This window comes from Geothrix campi (assembly GCF_024609265.1).
GTDB classification, from domain to species: Bacteria; Acidobacteriota; Holophagae; order Holophagales; family Holophagaceae; genus Geothrix; species Geothrix campi.
Window position 1 is genome coordinate 25705 of the sequence record NZ_JANHMP010000004.1, and the last position, 26199, is coordinate 51903.

General features: G+C 68.7%; 23 protein-coding genes and 1 tRNA gene. 18 read left to right on the forward strand and 6 right to left on the reverse strand.

What is annotated here, in order from left to right:
* The first annotated feature begins 101 nt into the window (after positions 1-101).
* The 7 genes from dnaK (at position 102) to NOV65_RS14585 (ending at position 9025) form a co-directional block, all read left to right on the forward strand.
* Positions 102-2000 carry a molecular chaperone DnaK gene (dnaK, locus tag NOV65_RS14555; RefSeq protein ID WP_257307330.1) on the forward strand — a complete coding sequence of 633 codons (1899 nt, stop codon included), beginning with the start codon at positions 102-104 and terminating at the stop codon, positions 1998-2000.
* Positions 2001-2146: 146 nt separating this feature from the next.
* Positions 2147-3214, forward strand: coding sequence for a molecular chaperone DnaJ (gene dnaJ / locus NOV65_RS14560; RefSeq protein ID WP_257307331.1), 1068 nt, complete (start codon positions 2147-2149; stop codon positions 3212-3214).
* Positions 3207-3584: a MerR family transcriptional regulator gene (locus tag NOV65_RS14565; RefSeq protein ID WP_306672172.1), complete on the forward strand. Its 378-nt coding sequence runs from the start codon at positions 3207-3209 to the stop codon at positions 3582-3584. Before dnaJ ends, NOV65_RS14565 begins: the two co-directional genes overlap by 8 nt.
* A gap of 61 nt (positions 3585-3645) precedes the next feature.
* Positions 3646-4512, forward strand: a complete 867-nt coding sequence (locus NOV65_RS14570; RefSeq protein WP_257307333.1) for a sigma-70 family RNA polymerase sigma factor — start codon at positions 3646-3648, stop codon at positions 4510-4512.
* A 13-nt stretch (positions 4513-4525) separates the two neighbouring features.
* The gene (locus NOV65_RS14575; RefSeq protein ID WP_257307334.1) at positions 4526-5416 is read left to right on the forward strand and encodes a P-loop NTPase family protein; all 891 of its coding nucleotides are present in this window, start codon (positions 4526-4528) and stop codon (positions 5414-5416) included.
* Positions 5417-5420: 4 nt separating this feature from the next.
* Complete coding sequence (locus NOV65_RS14580; protein WP_257307335.1) at positions 5421-7973, forward strand: MMPL family transporter; 2553 nt, start codon at positions 5421-5423, stop codon at positions 7971-7973.
* Entirely contained in the window at positions 7970-9025 is a 1056-nt protein-coding gene (locus NOV65_RS14585) for an SAM-dependent methyltransferase (RefSeq protein ID WP_257307337.1), read from the forward strand. Before NOV65_RS14580 ends, NOV65_RS14585 begins: the two co-directional genes overlap by 4 nt.
* A gap of 93 nt (positions 9026-9118) precedes the next feature.
* On the opposite strand, the gene NOV65_RS14590 is transcribed toward NOV65_RS14585, so the two are convergent.
* Complete coding sequence (locus NOV65_RS14590; protein WP_257307339.1) at positions 9119-9667, reverse strand: hypothetical protein; 549 nt, start codon at positions 9665-9667, stop codon at positions 9119-9121.
* 179 nt (positions 9668-9846) lie between these two features.
* Positions 9847-11760, reverse strand: coding sequence for a CocE/NonD family hydrolase (locus tag NOV65_RS14595; protein ID WP_257307340.1), 1914 nt, complete (start codon positions 11758-11760; stop codon positions 9847-9849).
* Between the two features lie 174 nt (positions 11761-11934).
* Between NOV65_RS14595 and NOV65_RS14600 the strand changes: the two genes are divergently transcribed.
* Together NOV65_RS14600 and aguB are read left to right on the forward strand one after the other, a co-directional pair.
* On the forward strand, positions 11935-12960 hold the full coding sequence (locus tag NOV65_RS14600; protein ID WP_257307342.1) for an agmatine deiminase family protein: 1026 nt from the start codon (positions 11935-11937) through the stop codon (positions 12958-12960).
* A complete protein-coding gene (aguB, locus tag NOV65_RS14605) occupies positions 12957-13826 on the forward strand; it encodes an N-carbamoylputrescine amidase (protein ID WP_257307343.1) in 870 nt (289 codons plus the stop codon). Before NOV65_RS14600 ends, aguB begins: the two co-directional genes overlap by 4 nt.
* A 3-nt stretch (positions 13827-13829) precedes the next feature.
* On the opposite strand, the gene meaB is transcribed toward aguB, so the two are convergent.
* Positions 13830-14768 (reverse strand): methylmalonyl Co-A mutase-associated GTPase MeaB, encoded by a 939-nt coding sequence (meaB, locus tag NOV65_RS14610; protein ID WP_257307344.1) that lies wholly within the window; start codon positions 14766-14768, stop codon positions 13830-13832.
* 113 nt (positions 14769-14881) lie between these two features.
* Between meaB and NOV65_RS14615 the strand changes: the two genes are divergently transcribed.
* From NOV65_RS14615 to NOV65_RS14625, 3 genes are all read left to right on the forward strand, one after another.
* On the forward strand, positions 14882-15298 hold the full coding sequence (locus NOV65_RS14615) for a hypothetical protein (protein WP_257307346.1): 417 nt from the start codon (positions 14882-14884) through the stop codon (positions 15296-15298).
* A 13-nt stretch (positions 15299-15311) separates the two neighbouring features.
* Positions 15312-16445 (forward strand): hypothetical protein, encoded by a 1134-nt coding sequence (locus tag NOV65_RS14620; RefSeq protein WP_257307347.1) that lies wholly within the window; start codon positions 15312-15314, stop codon positions 16443-16445.
* A gap of 17 nt (positions 16446-16462) precedes the next feature.
* Positions 16463-16539 (forward strand) — tRNA-Pro (locus NOV65_RS14625).
* A gap of 328 nt (positions 16540-16867) precedes the next feature.
* Here the strand turns inward: NOV65_RS14625 and NOV65_RS15525 are convergent.
* The gene (locus NOV65_RS15525; protein ID WP_306672174.1) at positions 16868-17440 is read right to left on the reverse strand and encodes an acyltransferase; all 573 of its coding nucleotides are present in this window, start codon (positions 17438-17440) and stop codon (positions 16868-16870) included.
* A gap of 189 nt (positions 17441-17629) precedes the next feature.
* Between NOV65_RS15525 and NOV65_RS14635 the strand changes: the two genes are divergently transcribed.
* The 6 genes from NOV65_RS14635 to NOV65_RS14660 all read left to right on the forward strand — a co-directional run bounded on the left by NOV65_RS14635 (position 17630) and on the right by NOV65_RS14660 (position 24188).
* Positions 17630-17899, forward strand: a complete 270-nt coding sequence (locus NOV65_RS14635; RefSeq protein WP_257307349.1) for an acyl carrier protein — start codon at positions 17630-17632, stop codon at positions 17897-17899.
* An 11-nt stretch (positions 17900-17910) separates the two neighbouring features.
* Positions 17911-19428 carry a class I adenylate-forming enzyme family protein gene (locus NOV65_RS14640; RefSeq protein WP_257307351.1) on the forward strand — a complete coding sequence of 506 codons (1518 nt, stop codon included), beginning with the start codon at positions 17911-17913 and terminating at the stop codon, positions 19426-19428.
* Positions 19429-19436: 8 nt separating this feature from the next.
* Complete coding sequence (gene asnB / locus NOV65_RS14645; protein ID WP_257307352.1) at positions 19437-21425, forward strand: asparagine synthase (glutamine-hydrolyzing); 1989 nt, start codon at positions 19437-19439, stop codon at positions 21423-21425.
* 14 nt (positions 21426-21439) lie between these two features.
* Complete coding sequence (gene nadE, locus NOV65_RS14650) at positions 21440-22465, forward strand: NAD(+) synthase (protein ID WP_257307541.1); 1026 nt, start codon at positions 21440-21442, stop codon at positions 22463-22465.
* A 137-nt stretch (positions 22466-22602) separates the two neighbouring features.
* A complete protein-coding gene (locus NOV65_RS14655) occupies positions 22603-23388 on the forward strand; it encodes a hypothetical protein (RefSeq protein ID WP_257307353.1) in 786 nt (261 codons plus the stop codon).
* Between the two features lie 56 nt (positions 23389-23444).
* Entirely contained in the window at positions 23445-24188 is a 744-nt protein-coding gene (locus tag NOV65_RS14660; RefSeq protein WP_257307355.1) for a N5-glutamine methyltransferase family protein, read from the forward strand.
* Positions 24189-24192: 4 nt separating this feature from the next.
* Here NOV65_RS14660 and NOV65_RS14665 read toward each other — a convergent pair whose 3' ends face one another.
* Positions 24193-25176 carry an alpha-ketoacid dehydrogenase subunit beta gene (locus NOV65_RS14665; protein ID WP_257307357.1) on the reverse strand — a complete coding sequence of 328 codons (984 nt, stop codon included), beginning with the start codon at positions 25174-25176 and terminating at the stop codon, positions 24193-24195.
* Positions 25177-25185: 9 nt separating this feature from the next.
* The gene (locus tag NOV65_RS14670) at positions 25186-26154 is read right to left on the reverse strand and encodes a thiamine pyrophosphate-dependent dehydrogenase E1 component subunit alpha (protein WP_257307359.1); all 969 of its coding nucleotides are present in this window, start codon (positions 26152-26154) and stop codon (positions 25186-25188) included.
* Positions 26155-26199 lie beyond the last annotated feature (45 nt).

Here is a 26199-nt window from a genome sequence, read left to right on the forward strand (position 1 = left end):
GAGTCATTTTTGGAAGATCATATTGACAATGGGCTCATATCCCTTATCCTCAAGAGGTCCAGGGTGGGCATGGCCCGGCCTGGGCCCCCAGGAGGAACGACATGGGCAAGATCATCGGTATTGACCTCGGCACCACCAACAGCTGCGTCGCCGTTATGGAAGGCGGGCAGCCCAAGGTGATCCCGAACCCCGAGGGCACAGACACTACGCCTTCCGTGGTGGGCTTCAACCCCAAGACCAGCGAGCGGCTCGTGGGCGCCCCGGCCAAGCGCCAGGCCGTGGCCCAGCCCAAGAGCACCATCTATTCCATCAAGCGGTTCATGGGCCTGCCCTACGCCGACTCCGACAAGGAGCAGAAGCTCGTGCCCTACACCGTGGAGCGCGCCGACAAGGGTGGCTGCGCCGTGGTGGTGAACGGCAAGCACCTCAGCCCCGAGGAGATCAGTGCCGCGGTGCTGAACAAGATGAAGGAGGCCGCCGAGGCCTACCTGGGCGAGAAGGTCACCGAGGCCGTCATCACCGTGCCCGCCTACTTCAATGACGCCCAGCGCCAGGCCACCAAGGACGCCGGCGCCATCGCGGGCCTGGACGTGAAGCGCATCGTCAACGAGCCCACGGCCGCGGCCCTCGCCTACGGCCTGGACAAGAAGAAGGACGGCACCATCGCCGTCTTCGACTTCGGCGGCGGCACCTTCGACATCAGCATCCTTGAAGTCTCGGAAGGCGTAGTCGAGGTGAAGTCCACCAACGGCGACACCCACCTGGGCGGCGACAACATCGACCAGGCCATCATCGACTGGCTGGCGGACGAGTTCCAGAAGGCCGAGGGCATCGACCTCCGCAAGCAGGCCGACGCCATGCAGCGCCTCAAGGAGGCCGCCGAAAAGGCCAAGATCGAGCTGTCCAGCACGACGCAGACCGACATCAGCCTGCCCTACATCACCGCGGACGCCAGCGGCCCCAAGCACGTGAACCAGACGCTCTCCCGTGCCAAGTTTGAGCTGATGATCGAGCCCATCCTGCAGAAGCTCAAGGGCCCCTGCGAGAACGCCGTGAAGGACGCCAAGCTGGCCCACCACGAGATCGACGAAGTGGTGATGGTGGGCGGCTCCACCCGCATCCCCAAGGTGCTGGAGATGGTGAAGTCGATCTTCGGCAAGGAGCCCAACCACAGCGTGAACCCGGACGAGGTCGTGGCCCTGGGCGCCGCTGTGCAGGCCGGCGTGCTGGCCGGTGACGTCAAGGGCGTGCTGCTCCTCGACGTGACGCCGCTCAGCCTCGGCATCAACGCCAACGGCGGGCAGATGAGCGTCATCATCCCGCGCAACACCACCATCCCCACCAAGCGCTCGGAGATCTACACCACCGCCGTCGACAACCAGCCCGGCGTGGACATCGAGGTGTTCCAGGGTGAGCGCCCCGTGGTGGAGGGCAACAAGCTGCTGGGCCAGTTCCACCTGGGCAACATCGCACCCGCCCCCCGCGGCCTGCCGCAGATCGAGGTCACCTTCGACATCGACGCCAACGGCATCGTCCACGTCACGGCCAAGGACAAGGGCACGGGCAAGGACGCCAGCATCACGCTGACGGGCAGCACGGGCCTCTCCAAGGAAGAGATCGACGCCAAGGTGAAGGACGCCGAGGCCCACAAGGCCGACGACGAGGCCCGCAAGGCGCTGCTGGAGGAGAAGAACCACCTCGACCAGATGGTCTACCAGGTGGAGAAGCTCCTGAAGGACAGCGGCGACAAGCTGCCGGAAGGCGACAAGAAGGAGGCCGAGGAGGCCATCACCGAGGCCAAGGCCGCCCTGGCCAGCCTGGACCAGGACCGCATCAAGAAGGCCCTCGAGGTGCTCACCGCCAAGAGCCACAAGCTGGCGGAGAGCCTCTACAAGCAGGAGCCGCCCCAGGATGGCAGCGGCACGCCCGGCGCTCCGGGCGCCCAGTCCGGCGAAAAGAAGGGCGACGACAACGTCATCGATGCGGAAGTCGTCAGTTAAGTTTTGTCCGGGGGTTCCTCGCTCCGCTTCGCTGCGCGAACACCCCCGGGCCCCTGCGCAGAGGCCCGGCTGAGCCGGGTCTCTGCTTTTCATCTCTGGTTCGGATTTTCCGCACGAACGAAATCTTAGTGACCTAGACTAAGACCATGTCCCATCCCGACTACTACAAGATCCTGGGCGTATCGCGGACGGCCTCGGACGAGGACATCAAGAAGGCGTACCGGAAGCTGGCGCGGAAGCACCATCCGGACCTGAACCCGGGCGACGCCAAGGCCGAGGCGGAATTCAAGAAGCTCGCCGAGGCCAACGATGTGCTGTCGGATCCCGAGAAGCGGAAGAACTACGACACCTACGGCGATCCCAGCGGCCCCGGGGCCCAGATCCCGCCGGGCTTCGACCAGGGTGGCGGCATCTCCATCGAGGACATCTTCGCGGGGTTCGGCGGCCGCCCCATGCGCCATGGGCCCGAACGGGGCGAAGATCTCGTCCACGCCGTGCGCCTGGGCTTCCGGGAAGCCTTCGAGGGCACGCGTCTCAGCCTGCGCATCAACCGCTCCGAGCCCTGCCTGGCCTGCCGCGGCACGGGGGAGGCCGCCAAGAAGCAGGAGATGTGCCGCACCTGCAACGGCAAGGGCAAGGTGGGCGGAGCTTCGGGCTTTCTCTCCTTCGGGCGCACTTGCCCCGACTGCCAGGGCCGGGGGATGCGCGCCCCGGTCTGTCCCGAGTGCGGCGGCGCCGGACGGCATCCCCGGCAGGAGACCGTCACCATCGCCATCCCGCCGGGGGTGGAGGATGGGGCCCGGTTGCGCGTGGGGGGCAAGGGTGAGGCCGGTCGTCGCGGCGGCGGCCCCGGCGACCTCTACCTGCAGATCAGCATGGAGCCGGACGCCCGCTTCGAGCGCAAGGGACCGAACCTCTACGTGCGCCTGCCCATCAGCTTCTCCGAAGCCGCTCTGGGGGCCAAGGTGGATGTGCCCACGCCCGAAGGCCAGCAGACCATCAAGGTGCCCCCCGGCACGCAAACCGGTGCCCGGCTTCGGCTCAAGGGCCAGGGCATGCCCATCCCCAGGGGCAGCCAGCGGGGTGATCTCATCGCGGAAGTGGCCGTGGTGACGCCCCAGATCCAGGACGAGCGCAGCAAGGAGCTCCTCCGGGAGCTGGCGGAACTGAACGACGCGGACGTGTGCAAGCAGCGAGGGCAGCATCATGGCTAAGGACCCGAGGCTCGGCGCCTACATGATCGGCGTGGTGTCCATGCGCTACAGCGTGCACCCCCAGACCCTGCGGCTCTACGAGCGGGAGGGCCTGCTCACGCCCAGCCGCACCGAAGGCAAGACCCGCCTGTACAGCGACGAGGATCTGGAGCGCTTGGAGTTCATCCTGAATCTCACCCGCGACCTGGGCGTGAACCTGGCCGGGGTGGAGGTGGTGCTCACCCTGCGGGATCGCCTGAACCGCATGCAGGAGGACCTGGAGCGCCTGGCCCAGGCCCTGGAGGCCGCCGGCGTGAAGGATGTGCCCCGGCCGGCGACCGGCACAGGCCTGGTGAAGCTGACGCCGCACGGACTCCGCAAACGCTCTTGATCTGAGGTTTCGCAAGCGGGTCGGATCGCTTGCTATGCTGATCCTTCCCCCAAGGTGTTCCGTGCCCCTCCGGCATCTCGAAGAGCGTTCGCTCGACAAGTACTTCGACTCGATCCGCCACCTGCCCCTGCTCACGGCGGAGGAGGAGCGGATCAACGGGCGCCTGTGGCAGAACGACCGCAATCCCGAGGGCCTTCGCAAGCTGGTGGAGGGCAACCTGCGCTTCGTGGTGAAGGAGGCCCGCAAGTTCGAAGGCATGGGCCTGGATCTGCTGGATCTCATCAGCGAAGGCAATCTGGGCCTCATCGAGGCGGCCAAGCGCTTCGATCCCGAGCGCCTGAACAAGTTCCTCACCTACGCTTCCTGGTGGGTCCGGCAGGCCATCTTCCATGCGCTGGCTGAGCATGGGAACAAGATCCGCCTCCCGCAGAAGGTGGCTGGCCACCTCGTGCAGCTCAACCGCGTGACCCAGAAGCTCAGCCAGTCCCTGGGCCGGGTGCCCATGCTGCAGGAGATCGCCCAGGCGGCCAACCTCACTGTGGAGGAAGTGGAGCGCCTCCAGCTGCTCCAGCAGACCACGTCCACCGTGTCCACCGAGCAGGGCTTGGGCGATTCCGACCTCACCGTGGGCGACAGCCTGGAGCAGGAGGTGGAGCCCTCGGCCATGCACACCCTGGACCAGGAGGCCTTCCTGGAGCAGATCGAGGCCAGCCTGGCCACCCTCAGCGAGAAGGAGCGCAAGATCATCGCGCTGCACTTCGGGCTGGGTGGCCACGATCCGCTGACCCTCGAACAGATCGGCAAGCAGTTCAACCCGCCCATCTCCCGGGAGCGCGTGCGGCAGCTGGAGGAGCGGGCCTTCTCCCGCATCCGCGAGCGGCGCCGGGAAGTCCTGGGCGGCTTCCTCCGCGGCGGGGATGGACCATGACGGGAGAGCCATCATGGTGAAGGGTCGTCCCGACTGTCCCCGCTGTCAGGGCCAGGGCCTCCTCTTCGATCCAGATCCCCGGAAGCCGGTGCTGGTCTGCGGCTGCACGGTGGATCTGGCTCCCGACGCGGAAACGCTGGGACTGCCCGCCCGCTACCGGGAGGCCAACTTCACCCACTTCTGGAAGTGGTGGAATAACGCCCAGGCCTGCCACACCCGAGCCTTGCTGGATCGCGTGGCGGACCTGGAGGACCTCCTGGCCCAGCCCGTCGAGGCGGTGGGCGAGCTGGAGGGTCGGGAGGATCTCGTGAAGCTCCTGCAGGCCCTCAAGCGCCGGCCCGAGCACGGCATCCGGCCGGCCGGCGCGGAGGCCCTCTTCCAGTGGGCCTCGAACGGCAAGCACAAGTTCCGCCACGGCTGGGAGCTCTGGTGGATCCACGGCCCCGCCCAGAGCGGTCGCAGCACCCTGGCCGCTGCCGCCCTGCGGGCCTGGACCGAGCGCCTGGGCCGGAGCGGCAGCTTCGTCTCTGTACGGACCCTCAGCCAGGCCATCAAGGACGTCTACCACGACATCCGGAGCTACCAGAACCAGACCTTTCAGAGCGTGCGGGACCTCATCGAACCGCTTCAGGACCAGCCCTTGCTCGTCCTGGACGACTGGGATCGAATGGACTCGGACATCCGCGTCGCCCAGGCCCTGGCCCAGCTGCTGGATCACCGCTACAGCGAGGAACTGCCCACCATCCTCACCGCCTCCTACCCTCCGGAAGCCATGGATCGCCGCGAAAACCACCCCCTCGTCCGGCTGGAGGATGGCAGCCTCTTCGAGCGACTCCGCGGGGCCGAGCGCGTGGAGATGGTGCCGGCCCTGAAGCCCTGGATCGAGCGCATGGAGCGGGGCTAGCCACGTGAAAGCCCTGTTGCGCGGTCTCCTCCGCCTGCACCTGTCCCGGTCGTCGGGGCTCTGGATCCTCACGGCGGGCCTCACCCTGCTGCTGGGCTGGGGCACCCTGCGCGTGGAGCGGGCCCTGGATCTGATGAGCCTGCTGCCGGCCGATCACCCGGCCGTGCGGGCCAACCTGGAAGCCGGCGTCGGCCAGCAGGAGCTGCTCTGGCTGGTGGCCGAGGGGAGCGAGGCCGATCTGGAGGCCCGTCGTGCCTGGGCTGAGGGCCTGGTGGACCGGCTCCTCACGAAGGGCGGCCTGCCCCTCAACGGCCTGGCCGCCGAAGGCCGCCTGTCCGATCCCGTGCCGGTTCCCGGCCCCGGCGGGGTGAGTCCCTGGCCGGCGCTGCTGGCGGTGGGCGCCATCACCGAGGGCGATGCCGCGGTCAGCCGGCTCACCACCGAAACCCTCTACGCCCTGGCCCCGGCCTGGCTGGGCGACCGCCTCGCGCCCCTGAAGAACCCCGCGGAGGTCCAGCGTCGCCTGCAGGCGACGGCCCGCACCCTGGCGTCCCCGGAGCCCCTGCCCGCGGCCCTGGCTCGGCTGGACCCCCTGGGCCTCCGGGATCTGGCCCCGCAGAACGGCGAAGGCATGGCCAAGGCCCAGGCCCTGGGCCGGGCCTTCACCCTGCGCATGCGGACCGGGTACCTGGAGACCAAGGATGGCCGCTTCGTCCTGCTGCCCCTGGTGGCGGGCTTCCCGGCCACGGACGTGAAAGCCACCACCCGCGCCCTGGCCTGGCTGGGCCGGGGTGCCGACGGCCCCCTGCCCGAGGCCGCCACGCTGAAGGCGGTCGAGACCGCGCTGGGACCCTGGGCTGATCGCGCCTTCCGCCTCCAGGTCACGGGCGCCCACGCCATCACCGCCTGGGAGTCGCACCGGCTGACGATCGAGGTGCTCCTCAGCCTGGCCCTCAGCTTCGTCCTCATCGGCCTGGTGTACTGGCTGGGTTTCCGAACGCTGGCGGGCTATGGCTTCGTCATGGGGCCGCTGCTCATCGGCATGCTGTGGGCCCTGGGGCTCACGGGCTGGATCCTGGGGCGCGTCAACCTCATGGCCGCCGGCTTCGGCGCCGTGCTGCTGGGCGTGGGCGACGACGTGGGCATCCTGCTCTTCAGCCGCTACCGCGAGGAACGCCGGGCGGGCCGGCTCAAGGCCCGGGCGCTGCGCGCGGCGCTGCTGGGCACCGGGCCAGGCGTGGTGGCCGGTGCCCTGGCCACGGCCCTGGCCTTCCTGGCCCTGGCCTTCGCCCCCTTCCCCGGCATCCGGGATCTGGGACTCACCACGGGGCTGGGCCTGCTGGCCTGCCTCGTCGCCACCTTCCTGGTGATGCCGCCCCTGCTGCTCTGGCTGGATCGGGGCAAGGGCACCTTCGCCCCGGGGCCGCCGCCGCCGCTGCCCCGCCGCCGGGCCTGGGCTCCCTGGGCCGCCCTCGGGCTGCTGGTCCTGGCGCTCCTGGGCGCTCCCCGCACCCGCTGGGAGGAGGATCTGCGCCGCTTCCGGGCCCAGGGCAACCCCGCCCTCACCCTGCAGGCACGCCTCACGAAGACCCTCGGTGCCAGCCTCCAGCCCCTGGCCCTCCAGATCCCCCTCGAAGATCCCGATCGCCTGCCGGTCCGCTGGAACAAGCTGAGCCCCATCCTCCGCGAGGCGGGGCTCCCCGTGCCCGACTGGCAGAGCCTGGAGCCCGAGCTGCGCCACACCCTGGGGTCCGAGACCTGGCGCCGCCAGGTGCTGGAGGCCGCGACCCGGGCGGGCCTGGACCCTGCGGGCCTGGAGGGGCCCTTGTCAGCCCTGGCGTCCGCCGCGGCGGATCCCGGCGAACCCGTGCGGGCCCTCCAGGCCCTGCTGCCCCGGGCGGCCCAGCCACCGGAGGCGGCCCATCGCTGGACGCTCTGGGATCGCCTGCACCACGGGCGACCCCCCGCTCCGCTGGCCCCGGCGCTGACGGTCCCCATCAGGCTGGACGAGGCCTCCCTCCTCCGGCTCACTCCGGAGGTCGAGGCCGCGGGTGGGCGCTTCGTGGGCACCCAGCCCCTCTTCCGCGTGGTGAAGGGCATCGCACGGGAGGCGGTTCAGCAGGCCGTACTGCTAGCTCTGGCGGGCATCTTCGCGGTCATCGCCATCTTCGGACGCAGCCTGCGCTTCGCCCTGTTCGCGCTCATCCCGCTGCTGGCCAGCCAGGCCGGCGCCCTGGGCGCCCTGGGCTGGGGCGGGGAACCGCTCACCTTCCTGTCCCTCATGGCCATTCCCATCGCCCTGGGCGTCAGCGTGGACACGGCCTTCAACTTGCTGCACCGGGCCCGGGGCGAGGCCGATGCCTCCCAGCGCGTGGCGCGGGTCAACGCCGTCTGCGCGGGCACCACCCTTGCCGGCTTCGGCGGCATGGTCTTCAGCGGCTACCGCGGCCTGCGCGGCCTCGGCCTCGCCTGCCTGGGCGGCGTGGCCCTGGCCCTGCTGCTCACCCAGTGGCTGCTGCCCGTGCTGCTGGAGAAATGGCCCCTGGAGAAGAAGTGAATCCGCTGACCGACCTCCTGCAAGCCCGCCTCGCCCAAGGCCCCGTCCCCGCCGCCGAGGTGATGGCCCTGGGCCTCTACCACCCGGAGCATGGCTACTACCGCCGGACGGAAGGCCCCTGGGGCTTCGCGGGCAAGGACTACTACACGGCCCTGGATCTGGGGCCGCTGCTGGGCCAGACCATCGCCCTGCGCCTGGAGGCGGCCTGGGAGCGCCTGGGCCGGCCGGCGACATTCACGGCCCTGGAGCCCGGCGCCGGTCGTGGCTGGCTGGGCCGCGACGTGTTGAACGCCGTGACCGGCCCTTTCGCCGAAGCCCTCCTCTACCTCCACCGCGACGACAACCCCGCCGCCAGAAGAGCCGCGGAAGCGGCTCTAGCTCCTTTTCTAACGACAAATCGCGCGCGATTTGTCGCCGAGTCAGACCTCTTGGAGCCGTTCACCGGATGCGTGTTCAGCAACGAACTCTTCGACGCCCTGCCGGCCCAACCTTGGCGCTGGGATGGCGAGCGCTGGCTGCGCGAGGTGCTGACGGCCACGGGCCCCCAGTGGCAGGCGGCGGATCCCGGCAAGGCCGGAGCCTGGTTCGCCGCCAAGACCGATGGCCTCGAGCCTCGCGATGGCAGCATCTGGTGCGAAGGCCTGCCCAGTCTCGTCCACGAACTCGCAGCGCCCCTGCAGGTGGGCCTCTTCCTGGCGGTGGATTACGGTGAATCCGCGGATCGGCTGCTGGCGAAGGGGGCGGACCTGCGCCGCTTCAAGGCCCACAGCGTGGATGGCAACTGGCACGAGGACCTGGGCGAAGCTGATTTGACAGCGGATGTCGACTTTACGCGACTGGCCACGCTGCTCGAAGGCGAAGGCCTGGCGGACCTCTCCCACATGGAGCTGAGCAAGTGGATCCGCACCCACGCCCCCCTGGAGCAGTGGGCCCCGATGTGGATGACCCTGCCCACTCCTGAGCGGATGAAGCGCACCGAGAACCTCCTCCAGCTCACCCTGCCGGACATGATGGGCAGCCGGTTCCGGGTGCTGGAGGGGTGGAAGGGCTGAAGCCCGGGAATTCCGCCCCGGGTGCCGCTCCCGAGGTCATTCAATGGTTCGGTTCTGACCTGGCCCTCAACGACGCCAGACCGGGGCCGATCCTCACTTTTTCTTGGTTCGCTCGATCACCAGGGTGTACGGGTAGTTGGCCTGGCCATACAGCATCAGGGCGACCTGGTAGGGTTTGTCCATAATGTTGGTGATCTCGATCCTGGAGGCGCGCGAGGGGGCTGGCATCAGGTTCGCCCGCCGTACCTGGGAAGCCATGGCATCCGCCGGTCGCTTGGGCAGAAACTTCATGAAGATGCGGCCTTCCGTTTGCCCCTGGAGCCGCAGGCGCAGCTTCTCCCCGACCCCCAGGACGAATCCGTAGCAGCGGAAGGCATTGGGCATGTCGGTGGCCAGGTCGGCCATGCTGGATCCCGGACCCAGGGGACGCTGCCCAGGCTGGGCCTGGGATTGAGCCGTGCCAAGCACGCCCGCCTGCAGGATCAGGCTTTTGGCTTCGATGACCGTCTGGTCGTCGGCCACTGGGATCAGTTCATAGGGGTCCGCCGCCGCCGGAGGGCTCTGTGGGCTCACGGGCGTCTGGGCCCATCCCGACGTTTGGAGAACCACCAGGGAAACCAGGCTGAGGAAGAAACGGGACATGGATCCCTCCCAACGTGAAGCGTGAAGCCAAGGAGCATGGGCTTGATCGGAAAAGGGGCTCCGGACCTCGGTCGTTCCAAAGATGATGCATAAATCGGGAAACTGCGATCGAGTGTCACTGGTTCTTCGCCAGGCGTCAACCCGACTCCCGTCAAGGTTGGGCCTCCCGCCTGATCCTCCTACCGCCTTGCGGGCCCCGCCGAATCCAGCAGTCCCACCGACACCCCACTGGGCCGCGCGGCGTCGTGGAAGACGGTGTGGGTGGCCTTCTTGTAGTCCCCTGGTTTCGCTTCGTTGATGTTCATGAACACCTGGGGATTGCGGTCCATGAGGGGGAACCAGGTGCTCTGGATCTGCACCATGATCCGGTGACCCTTCTTGAACGTGTGGAAGATGTCGTTCATGGACCAGGCCACGCGGGTGGGCTGGCTGGGGACGAAGGGCGCGGGCGTGGCGAGGCTGTCGCGGAACTTGCCGCGCATGACTTCGCCGCGCACCAGCTGCTGATACCCGCCCATGGGATTGGGTGTGCGGTCCCAGGGGGAGGCCCCGCCCTCCTGGAAATCGGGATTGTGGAAGTCATCCGGATAGACATCGATGAGCTTCACCACCCAGTCGGCATCGGTACCCGTGGTGGCCACGAAGAGCTCGGGTCGCAGGGGGCCCGCGAAGGTCAGGTCCGCGGCCAGGGGCTCCGTCTGGAACACCAGCACATCCGGGCGGCGGCCGGCGAAGCGCTGGTCCGCGGTCATGTAGTCCTTGGGCATGCCGATGGCGATCTGTTCGATGAAGGGCACGGGTTTGGCCGGGTCCGAGATGAAGGCATCGGCGCCGCCATCGGCGGGCGGAGGCGTGAAGGCAAGGCGGCCTCCGGGCTGGAAGTAGACCCGGGCCGGCGTGGTGGCCTTTGGTGGCCAGGTATCCAGCTGGTGCCAGCGGTTGGCGCCGGTCTCGAAGACGGTGGCCTTGGGCAGGGCGGGATTCTTCGCGTCCTTCAGGTGGTGCAGGAAGAAGGGGAAGAGCACCTCGGATTGGAACCAGGTGGAGGTGTCGGCGCCGAACTGCACGGAGCCGAGGTGGTTGCCCTGAGTGCGCTCCCAGCCGCCATGGGACCAGGGGCCCATGACCAGGTGGCTGTCCGTGGCGGGGCTTTGGCGGGCGAGGGTCTTGAACACCTGGAGGGCGCCGAAGAGGTTCTCCGCGTCGAACCAGCCGCCCACGGTGAGCACGGCGGGCTTCACATCCTTGATCTGGGGCCGCAGGTTGCGGGCTTGCCAGAAGGCGTCGTAGTCCGGGTGGTCCAGCATCTCGTTCCAGAAGGCGACGTCTGGCGTGTACTGCCGGGTGGCACCCGTGGACCCCAGACGCAGGAACCACTCGTACCCATCCGAGGTGTTGCGACGGAAGGGCTTGCCCCAGTCCGAGGTGGGCTTGGGCCGGGGCTTGCCGAAGTTCACCATGAAGTTGAAGGCGTGAGGCAGCCAGAGCGCGCCGTTGCGGTGGAAATCATCGCCCGCGAACCAATCCACGATAGGGGCCTGGGGCGAAACGGCCTTGAGGGCCGGATGGCCCGACAGCATGCCCACGGCGGTATAGAAGGCGGGGTAGCTGATGCCCCACTGGCCGGCCCTCCCGTTATGGCCCTCCACGTGCTTCAGCAACCAGTCCAGGGTGTCGTAGGTGTCGGTGCTCTCGTCCACGGGGGCGCCGCTGGCGGCGCGCTGGGGCCGCATGTTCACGAACTCGCCTTCGGACATCATCCGGCCCCGCACGTCCTGGTAGACGAAGATGAAGCCCTCCTTCTGGAAGGGGGCCGAGGGGCCCAGGTGCTCCGGATAGGCGTCGGCGCCGTAGGGGTACACGCTGTAGGGCGTGCGCTGGAGGAGGAAGGGATAGGTGCGGCTGGAGTCTCTCGGGGTGTAGATGGCCGTGAAGAGCTTCACCCCGTCCCGCATGGGAATCTGGACCTCACGCTTGGCGTACTGCTCCCGCACGGCGGCGGAGCCGGTCACCAGGGTCTGGGCCGGGGCGATCGCGGCGCCAAGAAGGAGGACCGGGACGAGCGCGGCACGCAGGGCGCGGATCAGGAACATGGAGGCTCCGGGAGGATGCATCATGGTAAGCGGCATAAGCCCCTTCTGGGGGATTCCTGTCGTTGCATCAATAAGGCCCCCGGGTGAGCAATAAACCTCGACGGGAGAAGACCCTTTTGCTGAACTGGAGGGTGCTCCCACCCGGAGCCGCGCCGTTTCCAGGGGTTCCACGCCATGTTTCAGCCGACCTACCGACAACCCGCCGAGTGGGATCGCCACAGCGCCTGCTGGCTGGCCTGGCCCAGCCATGGCCACCTCTGGCAGGAGAACCTCGCCCCGGCCCGGGCGGAATGGACGGCCCTCTGCCTCGCCCTCACCGAGGCCGGCGGCGAGGCCCTGGACATCCTGGTGCAGGATGCCGCGGCCGAAGCCGAAGCGAGCGCCGCCCTGGCACCAGCACTCGGCCAGGTCCGCTTCCACCGCGTGCCGGTGGGAGACATCTGGCTGCGGGATACCGCGCCCATCTTCGTGAAGGATGGGGCAGGCTCGCTTCAGGCCGCGTGCTTCGGGTTCAACGGCTGGGGCCGGAAGTACCTGCTGCCCGAGGACGACCGGGTGGCGGGTCGCGTGGCGGCCTTGAGCGGATGTTCCCGGCGCGATCACGCCTGGATCCTCGAGGGGGGCTCCGTGGAGGTGGACGGCGAAGGCACAGTGCTCACCACCCGCCAGTGCCTGCTGAACCCCAACCGCAATCCCGGCCTGGACCAGGCGGAGATCGAGGCGGCTCTGGCCGACGGCCTTGGAGCGGAGAAGGTGCTGTGGCTGGACGAGGGCCTGCTGAACGACCACACGGACGGCCACATCGACACCCTGGCCCGCTTCGTGGCGCCGGGCGTGGTGGTGTGCATGGAGGCCCGGGAGCCGGGCGATCCCAACGCCGCCACCCTGGATCGCCTGGCCGCGGATCTGGCAGGCTTCACCGACGCGAAGGGTCGGAAGCTCCGGGTGGTGCGCATCCCCTCGCCAGGCGTGGTGCGGGACGAGGAAGGCGAGTTCATGCCCGCCAGCTTCGTGAACTTCTACATCGGCAACCGCAGCGTGGTGGTGCCCACCTATGGCACGGCGTACGATGATGAGGCCGTGGCCGCCCTGGCGTCGCTCTTCCCGAATCATCGCGTCGTGGGCCGCTCCGCCCGCGCCATCCTCAGCGGAGGCGGCGCCTTCCACTGCATCACCCAGCAGCAGCCGGAGGTACCATGAGCGAATCCAGGAGCCAGCCGGCGAACACCGTCCGCGTCGCCGCCCTCCAGTGCGCCTTCACGGACAGCCTCGAGCGGAATGTTGCCCAGGTGGAGGGCCTTGTCCGCGAGGCGGCGGCCACGGGCGCCCAGATCATCCTGCCTTCGGAGTTGTTCGAGGGCCTCTACTTCTGCCGCGAGGAGAAGGACGCCTTCTTCGACTGGGCGAAGCCCGTCGCGGGCCATCCCACCCTCGCCAGGTTCCAGGCCCTGGCGAAGGAACTGGGCGTGGTGATCCCCGTCTCCTTCTTCGAACGGGACGGCCACGCCTTCTACAACAGCCTGGCCATGGTGGACGCCGATGGCGCCCTGCTCGGCATCTACCGCAAGAGCCACATCCCCGATGGCCCGGGCTACGAGGAGAAGTTCTACTTCCGGCCCGGCAACACCGGCTTCAAGGTGTGGCCGACCCGCTTCGGGAAGCTGGGCGTGGGCATCTGCTGGGACCAGTGGTACCCGGAGTGCGCCCGCGCCATGATGCTGCTGGGCGCGGAGATCCTGCTCTATCCCACCGCCATCGGCACCGAACCCGAGAACCCCGAGCTGGACACCAAGGATCTGTGGCAGCGGGCCATGATCGGCCACGCGGTGTCCAACGTGGTGCCCGTGGTGGCCGCCAACCGCATCGGCCTGGAAGGCGACCAGACCTTCTACGGCCACTCCTTCATTGCGAACCATCGCGGCGACAAGGTGGCAGAACTGGGTCGCACGGACGCCGGCCTCATCACGGCGGATCTGGATCTCGATGAGATCCGCCGCAACCGGGCCTCCTTCGGCTTCTTCCGCGACCGCCGGCCGGATCTCTACGGCATCATCGCCCAGGCCTGAAATTCAGTTCTCGCCCAGGATGGCGGCCACGGCCGTGTAGGGATCCAGGCGGCGGTCGGCGATGGCCTGGATGGCCGCCTCCATCCGCTCCGGCCCGGCCTGGGCCTGGGCCCGGCGCAGGGCGGCCTCGGCCAGCAGGGATTCAAAGCGCAGCCGCGCCCGCTCCCGGGCTTTCCGCGCCAGGCCACCGTGGGCCCGGAGCCAGGCGCCGTGCTCGCGCACCTGGGCCAGCAGTTCGCCCACGCCTTCGCCTCGCTGGGCCACGGTGCGGAGCACAGGCGGATCCCAGGGCCGCGTGGCCGCCATGGACTTCATGGCTGTCAGCTCCTGCTCCACCTGATCGGCGCCGTCGCGATCGGCCTTGTTGATCACGAAGAGATCCGCGACTTCCATGATCCCGGCCTTGATGGCCTGGATCTCGTCGCCCATGCCCGGCACCAGCACCACGCAGCAGGTCTGGACGCAGCTCACCACGTCGACCTCGTCCTGCCCCACGCCCACGGTCTCGACGATCACGGTGTCGAAGCCCGCGGCATCCAGCAGGTCGATGGCGTCCTGGGTGGCGCGCGCCAGCCCGCCCAGGGCCCCGCGGGTGGCCATGCTGCGGATGAAGATGCCCGGATCCGCGGCGATGCGCTGCATGCGGATGCGGTCGCCAAGAATGGCGCCGCCGCTGAAGGGCGAGGTGGGATCCACGGCGAGGATGCCCACTTTCCGGCCTTCGGCCCGCAGGGTTCGGGCCAGCTGGTCCGTGAGGGTGCTCTTGCCGGCCCCCGGCGGGCCTGTGATGCCGATCACCGATGCCCGGCCCAGGTGGGGCCAGAGCTGGGCCATCAGTTCCCGGGCCGCGGGGTGGCCATTTTCCATCCAGGAGATGGCCCGGCCCAGGGCCCGGGGTTCACCGCGACGCAGGGGCTCCAGGAGATCGGCGGAGGAGGACATGGGCCCAGAATGCCAGAGTGGGGGCCCCTGGGCTTCCAGGACCGAAGCTCGCCGGCGGGGTCGGGTTGCGGTACCCTGAACCTTCCGGCCCTGGCCGAGTAGGACCATCAACGATGATAAAAGGGCTGAAACCCTCCCATGACCCCGCCTCCGGGGAGGCCACGCCGGAGGCTGGCCCCGTCAAGGCGGCGGGCCAGGTGCCTGTTCGCCTCACCAAGCGGGCCCCCGTGGTCCCCCCGGACCCCAAGGCCCCCCGGGAGAAGATCTGCGCCGAGTGCGGTCTGCACTTCAAGGTCGAAACCGGCCAGAAGTTCTACCTCTGCCCCGATTGCTACCGCCGCTCTTTTACCTACAAGCGGAAGGGAGGCAAGGACGCCGCCCGCGTCCTTACCCACATTACCTGCATGACCTGCGGGGCCCAGGAATACCTGCCCTTCCTGCCCGATGATCCGGCCAAGGCCCTCTGCCGGTCCTGCTTCGCCAAGGAACGGCCGGAACCCAAGCCCGCTCCACGGCATTCCCGTTCATGAGTCAGGAGATCTGATGCGTTTCGCCATGCTGCCCTTGTTGCTCACCGCCTCCCTGCTGCCTGCTCAGGGACCTGCCAGTGCCAAGGCCGCGGCGGCGAAGACCACCCCGAAGACTGCCCCGAAGGCCGAGCCCACGTCCGAAGCTGCCCGCAGGGCCTTCCTCCAGGTGCTGGATGCCGTGGACGCCGGCTGGTTCGGCCAGCCCTACCAGGGCATCACCTCGGTGGAGATGCAGGGCACCCTCGGCGTGGCCCTCAGTGGCGCCGCCGTGAACCAGAAGGTGGACAGCCTCAGCCAGGGCCAGGTGAAGGGCAACAGCCAGGGCGGCCAGGCCAACCTGCGCCTCAAGGGCACCTACTTCGCCAACGGCGACTTCCGCACGGATCTGGCCGGGGACTTCGGCACCCTGCTGTACACCCGCCGTGGCACCCGTGGCTTCCTCTACAGCAAGGAACAGAACGCCTACACCACCCGCGTGGACCTGCCCCCCTCCGACGCACCCCGGACCTACATGGCCTGGTTCCGCCAGACCCTGAACGACATCAAGGCCGTCTACATCGATGCTCCTACCTTCCACGCCAGCCTGGCAGGCGAGGAGACCGCGGGCGGCCGGACCCTCCAGCGCCTCGTCTTCAACGCCCCCACCAAGCCCTGGGACGCCAAGCGACGGGAACAGAGCATGGCCCAGAGCCTCGGCTTCTGGAAGCGGGGCCGCCTGGAGATCACCGTGGACAAGGCCACGCAGATGCCGCAGCGCCTGGATTTCCGCAATGACGAGCAGGGCGTCCAGACCCGCATGGACTTCACCTACGCGGCCGGCAACAAGCTCCAGGCCGTCAACGTCTCCAACAGCAGCCGCGGCTTCGAGGGTCCCGGCTGGCTTCGCCTCGGCTATGGCGGCGACGGCCTCATGTCGCACGTGGCCGGCGAACTGACCAGCCAGGAGAAGAAGATCTCCTTCGCCATGGATCTGGCCTGGTCCAAGACCCGCACCGCCAACGAGCTCATCGCCATTCCCCCCGCCGGCGCCACCAAGCGCGGCCGCGAGGATATGGAGGTCCAGCTCATGGTGGGCCTCGCCTCCCGGATCTTCGACCTCCAGCGCGCCGGCCTCAACCTCCGCAGCGTCGCCATCGGCGGCAAGTAACGCTAGACTGGTTCCATCGGAGCGTGGCGCAGCCTGGTAGCGCACCTGCTTTGGGAGCAGGGGGTCGAGAGTTCGAATCTCTCCGCTCCGACCAAGAAATAGGGGGCCGAATGGCCCCCTATTTCTTGGTCGGAAAAGACCCGGAGAGATTCGAACTCTCGAGTGGGCTTGTGGAGGCGCCACTAGATGTGGCGCCGGAGCAAGACCGGCGGCTGGCATAGCCAGACGCAGTTCGAATCCCGCTCTGATGGGTCGACGCGAAGTACGGAGAACGGCCAGAAAGCCCTGATGGTGAAGGCATCTCGGAAGGGCGCCGGAGCAAGACCGGCGGCTGGCGAAGCCAGACGCAGTTCGAATCCCGCTCTGATGAGTCGGCGCGAAGGACGGAGATCAGCCAAAGGCGGGACACCTGCAGCAACCCTTCAGGGGCGGTCGGCCTCCCCGGGGGGCGCCTGCGCTGCGGCCATGGTGTCCGGAGGTGCGCCCCGCAGGGCGCACTTCAGCAGGAAGGCCCGCTTGTCCCGGTGATACTCCTCCACGTCGTAGTCGGGAGTGGCGGCCAGGCACCACTCGGCGTACTGGTGGATGGACATGACGGGCCGGGCGGGATTCCCGGCGGCCAGGACGTCCGGGGGGATGCTCCGTGATACCACGGACCCGGCGGCCACCACGGAGTTGGGCCCGATGGACACGCCCGGGAGGATGATGGCCCGCTGGCCGATGACGCAGTTGTCGTGGATGGTGATGTGGCCGTACTTGATCACCTTCCGATAGCGATCGAGGTGGCGGAAGACATGGGTGCCGCCGTCGTGGGTGATGAAGGACACCCCGGATCCCATGGCCACGTGGCGCCCGATGTGGACGAGATACGGTTCCGACCCGAAATCCGGGATCCCCCCCAGCTTGCAGTCGGCCGGGAGGGCGAGCCCAGCCTGCCGGAGCCACCGGAGGCGGAGCCGCACGTAGACCTTCATCAACGCATCGAAGAGGAACATGGGACCCTCAGAGTCCGGCGGAACGAAGATATGGCATATTCACGCGTGCACTCGGCGTCGAAGACGCTTTTTCAATATTCGAACCCATTGAAGGCCGACGAAACAAGCATATAGTTTGATGACATCCACGCCAGCAATTTATGGCACCTGTATGTCATTAATGGCTCTGGGTGGAGGAGGACTCCGACCATGATCGCGGACCTGGCTTCCATCACCCCCGATCTCCGCGAGTTCATCTCCAGGAACTTCCTCTTCAGCGACGAGGGCTTCCTTTACGGGGACGCGGCCTCCTTTCTGCAGGAGGGCATCATCGATTCCCTGGGAGTCATGGAACTGGTGACCTACGTGGAGAAGCAGTACGGCATCAGCGTGGCCGACGACGAGCTCCTGCCCAGCAATTTCGATTCTGTGAGCCAGCTGAGCGCCTACATCACCAGCAAGCTGGAGGCGCGTGTCTGAGGAGGGCCCGAGTGCTCGTCCAGGACTTCCTCACCGGGTCGGCCGCCCGGTTCCCGGAGAAGGTGGCCCTCGTCTGCGACGGGCGGCGCCTGACCTACGCGGAGCTGGACGCAATGTCGAACCGCCTCGCCAACGCCCTGATCCAGGGCGGCGTCCGCCGCGGCGACCGGGTGGTCCTCCACCTGCCCAACAGCGTGGAGGCCGTGGTCGGGATCTTCGCGACGCTGAAGGCGGGTGCCGTGTTCGTGATCCTGAACCCTTCGGTCAAGGCGGAAAAGTTGGCCTACATCCTGAACGATTGCCGGGCCCGGGCCCTCTTCAGGCAAGGTCGCAGGCCCGGGTCGGACGCCCTCGGGGAGACGGTGCCTTCCCTTGTGCTGGAGATCTTGTGCGGCGCGGCGGAGGAGCCAGGGGATTCCGGCCGGCGGCGCTTCGAGACCCTTCTGGCGGAGGCGTCCGCGCAGGCGCCAGCAGGTCACGCCATCGACCTGGACCTGGCGTGCCTGGTCTACACCTCGGGCAGCACAGGCGAGCCGAAGGGGGTGATGTGCGATCACAGCAACGTGGACTTCGCCAGCACCGCCATCATGACCTACCTCGAGAATCGGCCGGACGACATCCTCCTCAGCGCCCTGCCCCTCTCCTTCGACTACGGCCTGTACCAGCTCCTCATGGCCTTCAAGATGGGCGGGACCCTGGTGCTCGAGCGGTCCTTCCTGTACCCCGCCGTCATCCTCCAGCAGATCCAGGCGGAGCGCGCCACGGGGCTCCCCGGGGTCCCGACCAGCTTCGCCCTGCTGCTCCAGAACGATCTGCGGGCCTACGACCTGTCCAGCCTCCGCTACCTCACCAACACGGCCGCCGCCCTGCCCCCCAGCCGGATCCTCGAGCTGCAGGCAGCCTTCCCCGGTGTGGTGATCTATTCCATGTACGGCCTGACCGAGACCAAGCGCGCCCTCTACCTGCCTCCAGATCAGCTGGCCCGGCGGCCCGGTTCCGTGGGCATCCCCATCCCCGGCACCGAGGCCTGGCTGGAGGATGAGGCGGGGCGGCGCCTGGGTCCGGGCGAAACCGGAGAACTGGTGGTGCGGGGACGGCACGTGATGCGCGGCTACTGGGAGGCGCCGGAGGCCACGGCCCGCCGCTTCCGCCCCGGGCCCATCCCCGGCGAGCGGCTGTGCTATTCCGGAGACCTGTTCCGGCAGGACGAGGAGGGCTACTTCACCTTCGTCAGCCGCATGGACGACATCATCAAGAGTCGGGGCGAGAAGGTCGCGCCCAAGGAGGTGGAGAACGTCCTCCACATGCTGCCTGGTGTCACGGCCGTGGTGGTGGGCGTGCCGGACCCCACCGCGGGCGAGGTCGTGAAGGCGTTTGTCGCGGTCCATGGGGCCCCGCTGACGGAGGCCCAGGTGATCGCCCACTGCCGCGCCCACCTGGAGGATTTCATGGTCCCGAAGTACGTGGAGTTCAGGACCGAGCTGCCCATGACCTCCTCCGGGAAGATCAGCCGGCTGGGGCTTCGGTAGGAGGGGCGATGTGCGGGATCGCGGGCATCTGCGGGCTTCGCGGGATCCTCCCGCCCGCCGAGGCGACCCTTCGCCGCATGCTGGCCATGATCCGCCACCGCGGCCCGGACCAGTTCGGGATCTACGCGGACGACCACGCGGCCCTGGGCAGCGCCCGGCTCAGCATCCTCGACCTCGCCACGGGTCAGCAGCCCATCTCCAACGAGGACGGCAGCCTCTGGATCGTTTTCAACGGAGAGGTCTACAACCACCCCGAGCTGAGGTGGGAGCTGGAACGGCGTGGGCACCGGTTCACCACCGCCTGCGACACCGAGACCGTCCTCCACGCCTACGAGGAGTACGGCGTGGATTGCCTGGCGCGGTTCAACGGCCAGTTCGCCCTGGCCATCTGGGACGCCCGGAACCGTGCGCTGCTCCTGGCCCGGGACCGCCTGGGCGTCCGTCCCCTCTTCTACACGGTGGCAGGCGACCGCCTGGTGTTCGGATCGGAGATCAAGGCCCTGCTGGCCTGTCCCGGGGTGCAGGCGGAAGCGGATCCCCTGGCCCTGGACCAGATCTTCACCTTCTGGAGCCCCCTGTCGCCCCGCACCTTCTTCCGGGGGATCGTGGAGGTTCCGCCCGGCCATGTCCTGAGGCTCCAGGATAGCCGCCTCGAGCTGGAGCCCTACTGGCGTCTGGCCTTCCCGGAGGCGGGGGCGGAGCCTCGGCGCAGCCTCCAGGCCTGGACGGAGGACCTGCGGGATCTGCTCGTCGACGCCACCCGCCTCCGCCTCCGGGCGGACGTGCCGGTGGGGGCCTACCTGAGTGGCGGCCTCGATTCCTCCACCCTCGCGGCCATCGTCCGCTACCACACCGCGAGCCCGCTGGAGACGTTCTCGATCTCCTTCTCGGAGGCCGGCTTCGACGAGAGCCCCTTCCAGGACCAGATGGCCCGGTACCTCAGCACTCGGCACCACGTGGTCCACGCCACCCACGCCGACATCGGGCGCGTCTTCCCCGACGTGGTCTGGCACACGGAGGTGCCCATCCTGCGGACGTCCCCGGCACCCATGTTCATCCTCTCGGGCCTGGTGCGGGAGAAGGGCTTCAAGGTGGTCCTCACCGGCGAAGGCGCCGACGAATGCCTGGCGGGCTACGACCTCTTCAAGGAGGCCAAGATTCGCCGGTTCTGGGCGGCCCATCCGGATTCCCGCCTGCGCCCGGCGCTGTTCGGGCAGATCTACCCCTGGATCTCGGGCCTGGCCCAGACGGGTTCGCCGTACGTGGCCGCCTTCTTCGGCGTCGGCCTGGAGGACACGGCCTCACCCACCTATTCCCACGACCCGCGCTGGCGCACCACGCGGCGGGCCAAGCGGTTCTTCAGCGACGACCTGAAGGCGCGCCTCCGGGAAGCGGGTCCCGACGCCCACCTCAAGCCGTCCCGCCCCGCCGGCTTCGAGCGCTGGGATCCCCTCCACCAGGCCCAGTATCTGGAGATCTCGATCTTCCTCTCCCAGTACCTGCTGTCGTCCCAGGGCGACCGGCCGGCCATGGGCCACTCGGTGGAAGGCCGGTTCCCCTTCCTGGATCCCCGCGTGGTCGAGTTCTGCGCCCAGCTTCCGCCCGGGCTGAAGCTCCATGGCCTGACCGAGAAGTACCTGCTGAAGGAAGTCAGCCGGGCATGGCTGCCCGAGGAGATCACCGAGCGCCCCAAGCAGCCGTACCGGGCCCCGATCGCCCGTGCCTTCTTCAACGACACGCCGCCGGAGTACCTGGAGGAGGCGCTCTCGCCGAGGGCGCTGCGCGAGTCAGGGTACTTCGATCCCGCGACCGTGGCGCGGCTGGTGGCCAAGGCCCGGGAGGGCCATGATCTGGGCGAGACCGACGACATGGCCCTGGCCGGCATCCTCTCCACCCAGCTCGTGGACTGGCAATTCCTGTCCGGATTCACCCCCGCCCCGCCCCTGGACTCGGCCGACGATGTGAAGGTCGTGACCAGCCAGGGCGTCTGCCCTTGAGGAACCCCGTGACCATGCACCGACACATCCTGGACATCGACGCCGCGGCCGAGGCCGACCGGATCGTCGCGTGGCTGCGGGAGGGCATGCACCAGCTCCACCGCATGGGCGCGGTGCTCGGCATCAGTGGCGGCATCGATTCGTCCGTCTGCCTGGCCCTCTGTGTGCGGGCCTTCGGCGCCGAGCGGGTGGTGCCCCTGCTGCTGCCCGAGAAGGATTCGGATCCGGCCTCGGAGGACCTGGCCCGGATGTTGGTGGCTCATTACGGGGTGACGCCGCTGCTGGAGGTCATCACGCCGGCCCTGGATGGCTGTGCCTGCTACCAGCGTCGGGACGAGGCCATCGCGCGGGTGTTCCCCGAGTACGATGCCCGTGCCGGGTACAAGGCGAAGATCGTCCTGCCTCCGAGGCTTCTGGATCAGGGCACGCTGAACGTCTTCTCCCTGGCGATCATCACCCCCGCGGGCGAGGAGAAGCGCGCGCGCCTGCGCCCGGCCGACCTAGCCCAGATCGTGGCCGCGTCCAACTTCAAGCAGCGCACGCGCGCCGCCATGCTCTACTACCACGCCGAGCGGCTGAACTACGCGGTGGTGGGGACGCCCAACAAGAACGAGCACGACCAGGGCTTCTTCGTGAAGTACGGGGACGGTGGCGCGGACCTGATGCCCATCGTCCATCTCTACAAGACGCAGGTGTACCAGTTGGCCCGGCACCTGGGCGTCCCCGAGGTCATCCAGAAGCGCCCGCCCACCTCTGATACGTACAGCGCGCCCACGACCCAGGAGGAGTTCTTCTTCCGCCTCCCCTTCGAGATCCTGGACCTGCTCTGGTTCGCCCAGGAGCAGGGCGTGTCCGTGGCGGAGACTGCCGCGGCCCTTGGCATGGAGCCGGACCAGGTCCGGCGCGCCTTCGACGACTTCGCGCAGAAGCAGCGGTCCACGGAGTACCTGCGGACGCCGCCCCTGGACATGGCCTCCCTCGGGGCTCCGATCTTCGCCACCGCTGATTCCGGTCTCGCCGCCTTGAAAGGCCCACCATGACAGCGCTGTCCGCTCCGCTCCCGGAGCGCGCCCCGGCGTGGACAGGGAGGCGTTTCCTCCCTGCGGCGGCGGCCCTCTTCCTGACCTGTTCTCCGGGAGCAGAGACCCCCGGGGCCGCAACACCCAAGGAGCGCGCCGTGCCGCATGAGGCTGCTTCAAGGATCCTCTTCCTCCACCACAGCACCGGTCGGGCCATCTGGAAGGCCGGTCTGCCGCAGTTCTTCTGCGCCTGGAACGCGGAGCACGGCACCCGCTACACCATCGCGGAGATGGCGTATCCGATGGCCAATGGCGGGCATGCCTGGCTGGACCGGCTCCTCCCCACCCGGCTGTTCCGGCGAGTGGTCCGCGACCGCTATCCCTGGAACAACTACCCCTACGACTACTGGAACCTGTGGGTGGCCCACACCGGGGGAGAGAGGGACGGGCAGGAGCCCAACCTGGATGACCTCACCGCGTCGCATGACGTCATCGTCTTCAAGCATTGCTTCCCCGTCAGCCGGGTCCTGCCTGAGGACGGTGCCCCCGGCGTGGCCTCCCCGAAGCAGACCCTCGCCAATTACCACCTGCAGTACGAGGCCCTCAAGACTCGCCTGCACCAGTTCCCCCGCACCACCTTCATCGTGTGGACCGGCGCGGCGCTGACGGAAGCCTCCACCACCCCCGAGGAGGCGGAGCGGGCCCGGCAGTTCGCCACCTGGGTGAAGGAGACCTGGGACGAGCAGGGTGACAACATCTTCGTGTGGGATTTCCGCGAGCTGGAGACGGAGGGGGGCCTGTTCCTGAAGCCGGCCCATGCCCATGGACCCACCAATGCCCATCCCTCCCTGGCCTTCGCCGGGAAGGTGGCGCCGCTCCTGGGGCGGCGCATCGTGGATGTCATCGAGGGGCGGGGAGACCAGTCCAGCCTGACCGGAGGCTGAAGCCCCCGGGATCTGGACGCGCAGGAGCCAGCCAGTACGGCCAGGGAGGGCCACCGATGGAAAACGACAAGGCAGGTGGAAGTGCCAGGTTCGTGACCCCCGCGAACCCCGTGGAGGACCAGGGTCCCGCTGCCCTGCTTGCGGCTGGCCATCACTGCTTCCTGGGGGTCGATCTGCTGGTTGGGAAGGGCGTCCTGGTTCCCCGGGAGGAGACGGAGATCCTGGGACGGGAGGTCCTGGCCCTCCTCCGCGCCCGGTCGCACGAGGAACCGGAGCGCGAGCTGCGGATGATCGACATGGGCTGCGGATCGGGGAACCTGGCCTGCACCGCGGCGCTGGGAGTGCCTTCCGTGAGGGTTTGGGCCTCGGACACCTCGGACGCCTGCGTCCTCCTGACGCGGGCGAATGTGGCCCGCCTGCGCCTGGAAGATCGGGTTGTGGTCGCCCAGGGGGACCTCTTCGTGTCGCTCTCGGGCGAAGGGCTCGAAGGCACCATGGACCTGGTGGTGATGAACCCGCCCTACATTCCCTCCCACGTGCTGGAGGCGTCCCTGGCCGGCCTGCTTCAGCATGAACCAAGGGCGGCCTTCGACGGAGGCCCGTACGGGATCACGATCCTCACGCGGCTCTTGCAGGAGGCACCGGCTTTCCTGAACCAGGAGGGCCACCTCCTGTTCGAGTTCGGTCTCGGGCAGGCCGGACTGGTCCGGGCCCTGGTGGAACGGAATCGGCGCTATTCCACCATCCGGTTCGTCGGGGATGCCCAGGGTGATCCGAGGGTGGCTGTCCTCAAGCTGTAGCCGCTCACCAGATCGGCGCCGCCTCCAGGGTCCGTGCCACGAGCTGTTGCGCGGCCGCGACGATGGCGTCGGCCTGGGGGGCGAAGGCCTGCTCCAGGGGGTAGCTGGCAGGGGCCGGCGCGTCGGGACCCGTCAGGCGGATGATGGGGGCCCGCAGGGCGTCGAAGGCTTGCTCGGAGATCAGGGCGGCCACTTCGGCCCCCACGCCGCACAAGCGGCTGGCCTCGTGGACGACGACGGCGCGCCCGGTCTTGCGGACGGAGGCGAGGATGGTGGCCTCGTCCAGGGGCTTCAGGGTGCGCAGGTCCACCACCTCGGTCGACACGCCCTCGGCCGCCAGGGCCTCGGCAGCGGCCAGGCAGGTGTGCACGGTCTTGGCGTAGGAGATGAGGGTGAGGTCGGTGCCTTCGCGACGGACGGCGGCCTGGCCCAGCGGGATCAGCGCCTCGCCCTCCGGCACCTCGCCGGGCGCGAAGGCCAGACCGATGTCCACGAAGAAGAGGACGGGGTTCTCGTCGCGGATGGCCGCCTTCATGAGGCCCTTGGCGTCCGCGGGCGTGGCGGGCATCACCACCTTGAGGCCCGGGGCGTGGACAAACCAGGCCTCCAGGTTGTGGTTGTGCTGGGCGCCCACGCTCCAGCCGCCGCCGGTCATGGCCAGCGCGACCATGGGGAACGAGAACTGGCCGCCGGACATGTAGCGCAGCTTGCCCGCGCTGTTCACCAGCTCGTCCATGGCGAAGCAGAGGAAGGGCGCGAAGAGCAGGTCCACCACCGGGCGCAGGCCCGTGGCGGCGGCCCCGGCGGCGGTGCCGGCGATGATGCCCTCGGCCAGGGGCGTGTTGCGCACGCGCTGGGGGCCGAAGGCCTTGAGCAGGCCCTTGCGCTTGGTGGCGGTGCCCTCGCCGAACATCAGCACGCGGGAATCACGGGCCATCTCCTCGTGGAGGGCCTGGTCGACGGCGTCATGGAAGGTCATCTGGGTCATGTCGGCTCCTCAGGCGTAGACGCCGGTGGCGAGGTCGGAAAGGTCGGGATAGGGGGAGGTGGAGGCGAACTCGGCGGCCTCGTCGATGGCGCGGCGGGCCTCGGCATGGAGGGCTTCCAGATCGGCGGTCGTGCACTCGCCCTCGGCCAGGAGGCGGGCCTCCAGGCGGCTGATGGGGTCCTTGGCCATCCAGGCCTCGATCTCGGCGGGGTCCACGTAGGACTGGTCGTGGGGTTCCATGTGGCCGCGCTGGCGGTAGGTCCACGCCTCCAGCAGGAAGGGTCGGCGGGTCTCGCGCACCTGGGCTGCGGCGTGCAGGGCGGCCTTGCGCACGGACTCCACGTCGTTGCCATCCACGGTGAGGCTGTCGATGCCGTAGGGCGCAGCCCAGGGGGCGACGTGATCGCCCACCATGGTCTCCTTCCGGTGGACGAAGGCCTGCCACTGGTTGTTCTCGCAGACGTAGAGGACAGGCAGGTTCCAGACCGAGGCCAGGTTCAGGGACTCGTGGAAGATGCCTTCGCAGGCAGCGCCGTCGCCGAAGAAGCAGACGACGATGCCCTCGCCGCCCAGCATGGCGCGGGACAGGGCCACGCCCGGGGCCAGGGACAGCTCGCCGCCCACGATGGTGGAGGTGAGCACCACGCCCAGCTCCTTCACGGAGATGTGGAGGGTGCCGCTGCGGCCCCGGCAGTAGCCCGTGCTGCGGCCCATGACCTCGGCCAGCATGCGACCGGGATCGGCGCCGCGGGCCAGCAGGTGGCCGGCGCTGCGGTGGTTGGTGAGGATCTGGTCCTCGGCGCGCAGGGCGGAGACCACGCCCACGGCGGCGGCCTCCTGTCCCACGGAGGTGCAGACATTGGGGAAGGGACCCGCGGCGTGGAAGGCCACGATCTTCTCTTCGTAGGCCCGGATGCGCAGCATGGCCGCGAGCAGCTCCAGGCGGGTGGAACCGGGTTGGGGGGTGGACAGGCTCATGCGGACCTCCGGGATCGGGGGATGGGAAGGGTGGTCGGGGAGATG

Bases quoted from the DNA above. Each gene is read 5' to 3' on its own strand.
- dnaK (WP_257307330.1), top strand. From the start codon at position 102: ATGGGCAAGATCATCGGTATTGACCTCGGCACCACCAACAGCTGCGTC.
- dnaJ (WP_257307331.1), top strand. From the start codon at position 2,147: ATGTCCCATCCCGACTACTACAAGATCCTGGGCGTATCGCGGACGGCC.
- NOV65_RS14565 (WP_306672172.1), top strand. From the start codon at position 3,207: ATGGCTAAGGACCCGAGGCTCGGCGCCTACATGATCGGCGTGGTGTCC.
- NOV65_RS14575 (WP_257307334.1), top strand. From the start codon at position 4,526: ATGGTGAAGGGTCGTCCCGACTGTCCCCGCTGTCAGGGCCAGGGCCTC.
- NOV65_RS14590 (WP_257307339.1), bottom strand. From the start codon at position 9,667: ATGTCCCGTTTCTTCCTCAGCCTGGTTTCCCTGGTGGTTCTCCAAACG.
- NOV65_RS14595 (WP_257307340.1), bottom strand. From the start codon at position 11,760: ATGTTCCTGATCCGCGCCCTGCGTGCCGCGCTCGTCCCGGTCCTCCTT.
- NOV65_RS14600 (WP_257307342.1), top strand. From the start codon at position 11,935: ATGTTTCAGCCGACCTACCGACAACCCGCCGAGTGGGATCGCCACAGC.
- aguB (WP_257307343.1), top strand. From the start codon at position 12,957: ATGAGCGAATCCAGGAGCCAGCCGGCGAACACCGTCCGCGTCGCCGCC.
- meaB (WP_257307344.1), bottom strand. From the start codon at position 14,768: ATGTCCTCCTCCGCCGATCTCCTGGAGCCCCTGCGTCGCGGTGAACCC.
- NOV65_RS14615 (WP_257307346.1), top strand. From the start codon at position 14,882: ATGATAAAAGGGCTGAAACCCTCCCATGACCCCGCCTCCGGGGAGGCC.
- NOV65_RS14620 (WP_257307347.1), top strand. From the start codon at position 15,312: ATGCGTTTCGCCATGCTGCCCTTGTTGCTCACCGCCTCCCTGCTGCCT.
- NOV65_RS15525 (WP_306672174.1), bottom strand. From the start codon at position 17,440: ATGTTCCTCTTCGATGCGTTGATGAAGGTCTACGTGCGGCTCCGCCTC.
- NOV65_RS14635 (WP_257307349.1), top strand. From the start codon at position 17,630: ATGATCGCGGACCTGGCTTCCATCACCCCCGATCTCCGCGAGTTCATC.
- asnB (WP_257307352.1), top strand. From the start codon at position 19,437: ATGTGCGGGATCGCGGGCATCTGCGGGCTTCGCGGGATCCTCCCGCCC.
- nadE (WP_257307541.1), top strand. From the start codon at position 21,440: ATGCACCGACACATCCTGGACATCGACGCCGCGGCCGAGGCCGACCGG.
- NOV65_RS14660 (WP_257307355.1), top strand. From the start codon at position 23,445: ATGGAAAACGACAAGGCAGGTGGAAGTGCCAGGTTCGTGACCCCCGCG.
- NOV65_RS14665 (WP_257307357.1), bottom strand. From the start codon at position 25,176: ATGACCCAGATGACCTTCCATGACGCCGTCGACCAGGCCCTCCACGAG.
- NOV65_RS14670 (WP_257307359.1), bottom strand. From the start codon at position 26,154: ATGAGCCTGTCCACCCCCCAACCCGGTTCCACCCGCCTGGAGCTGCTC.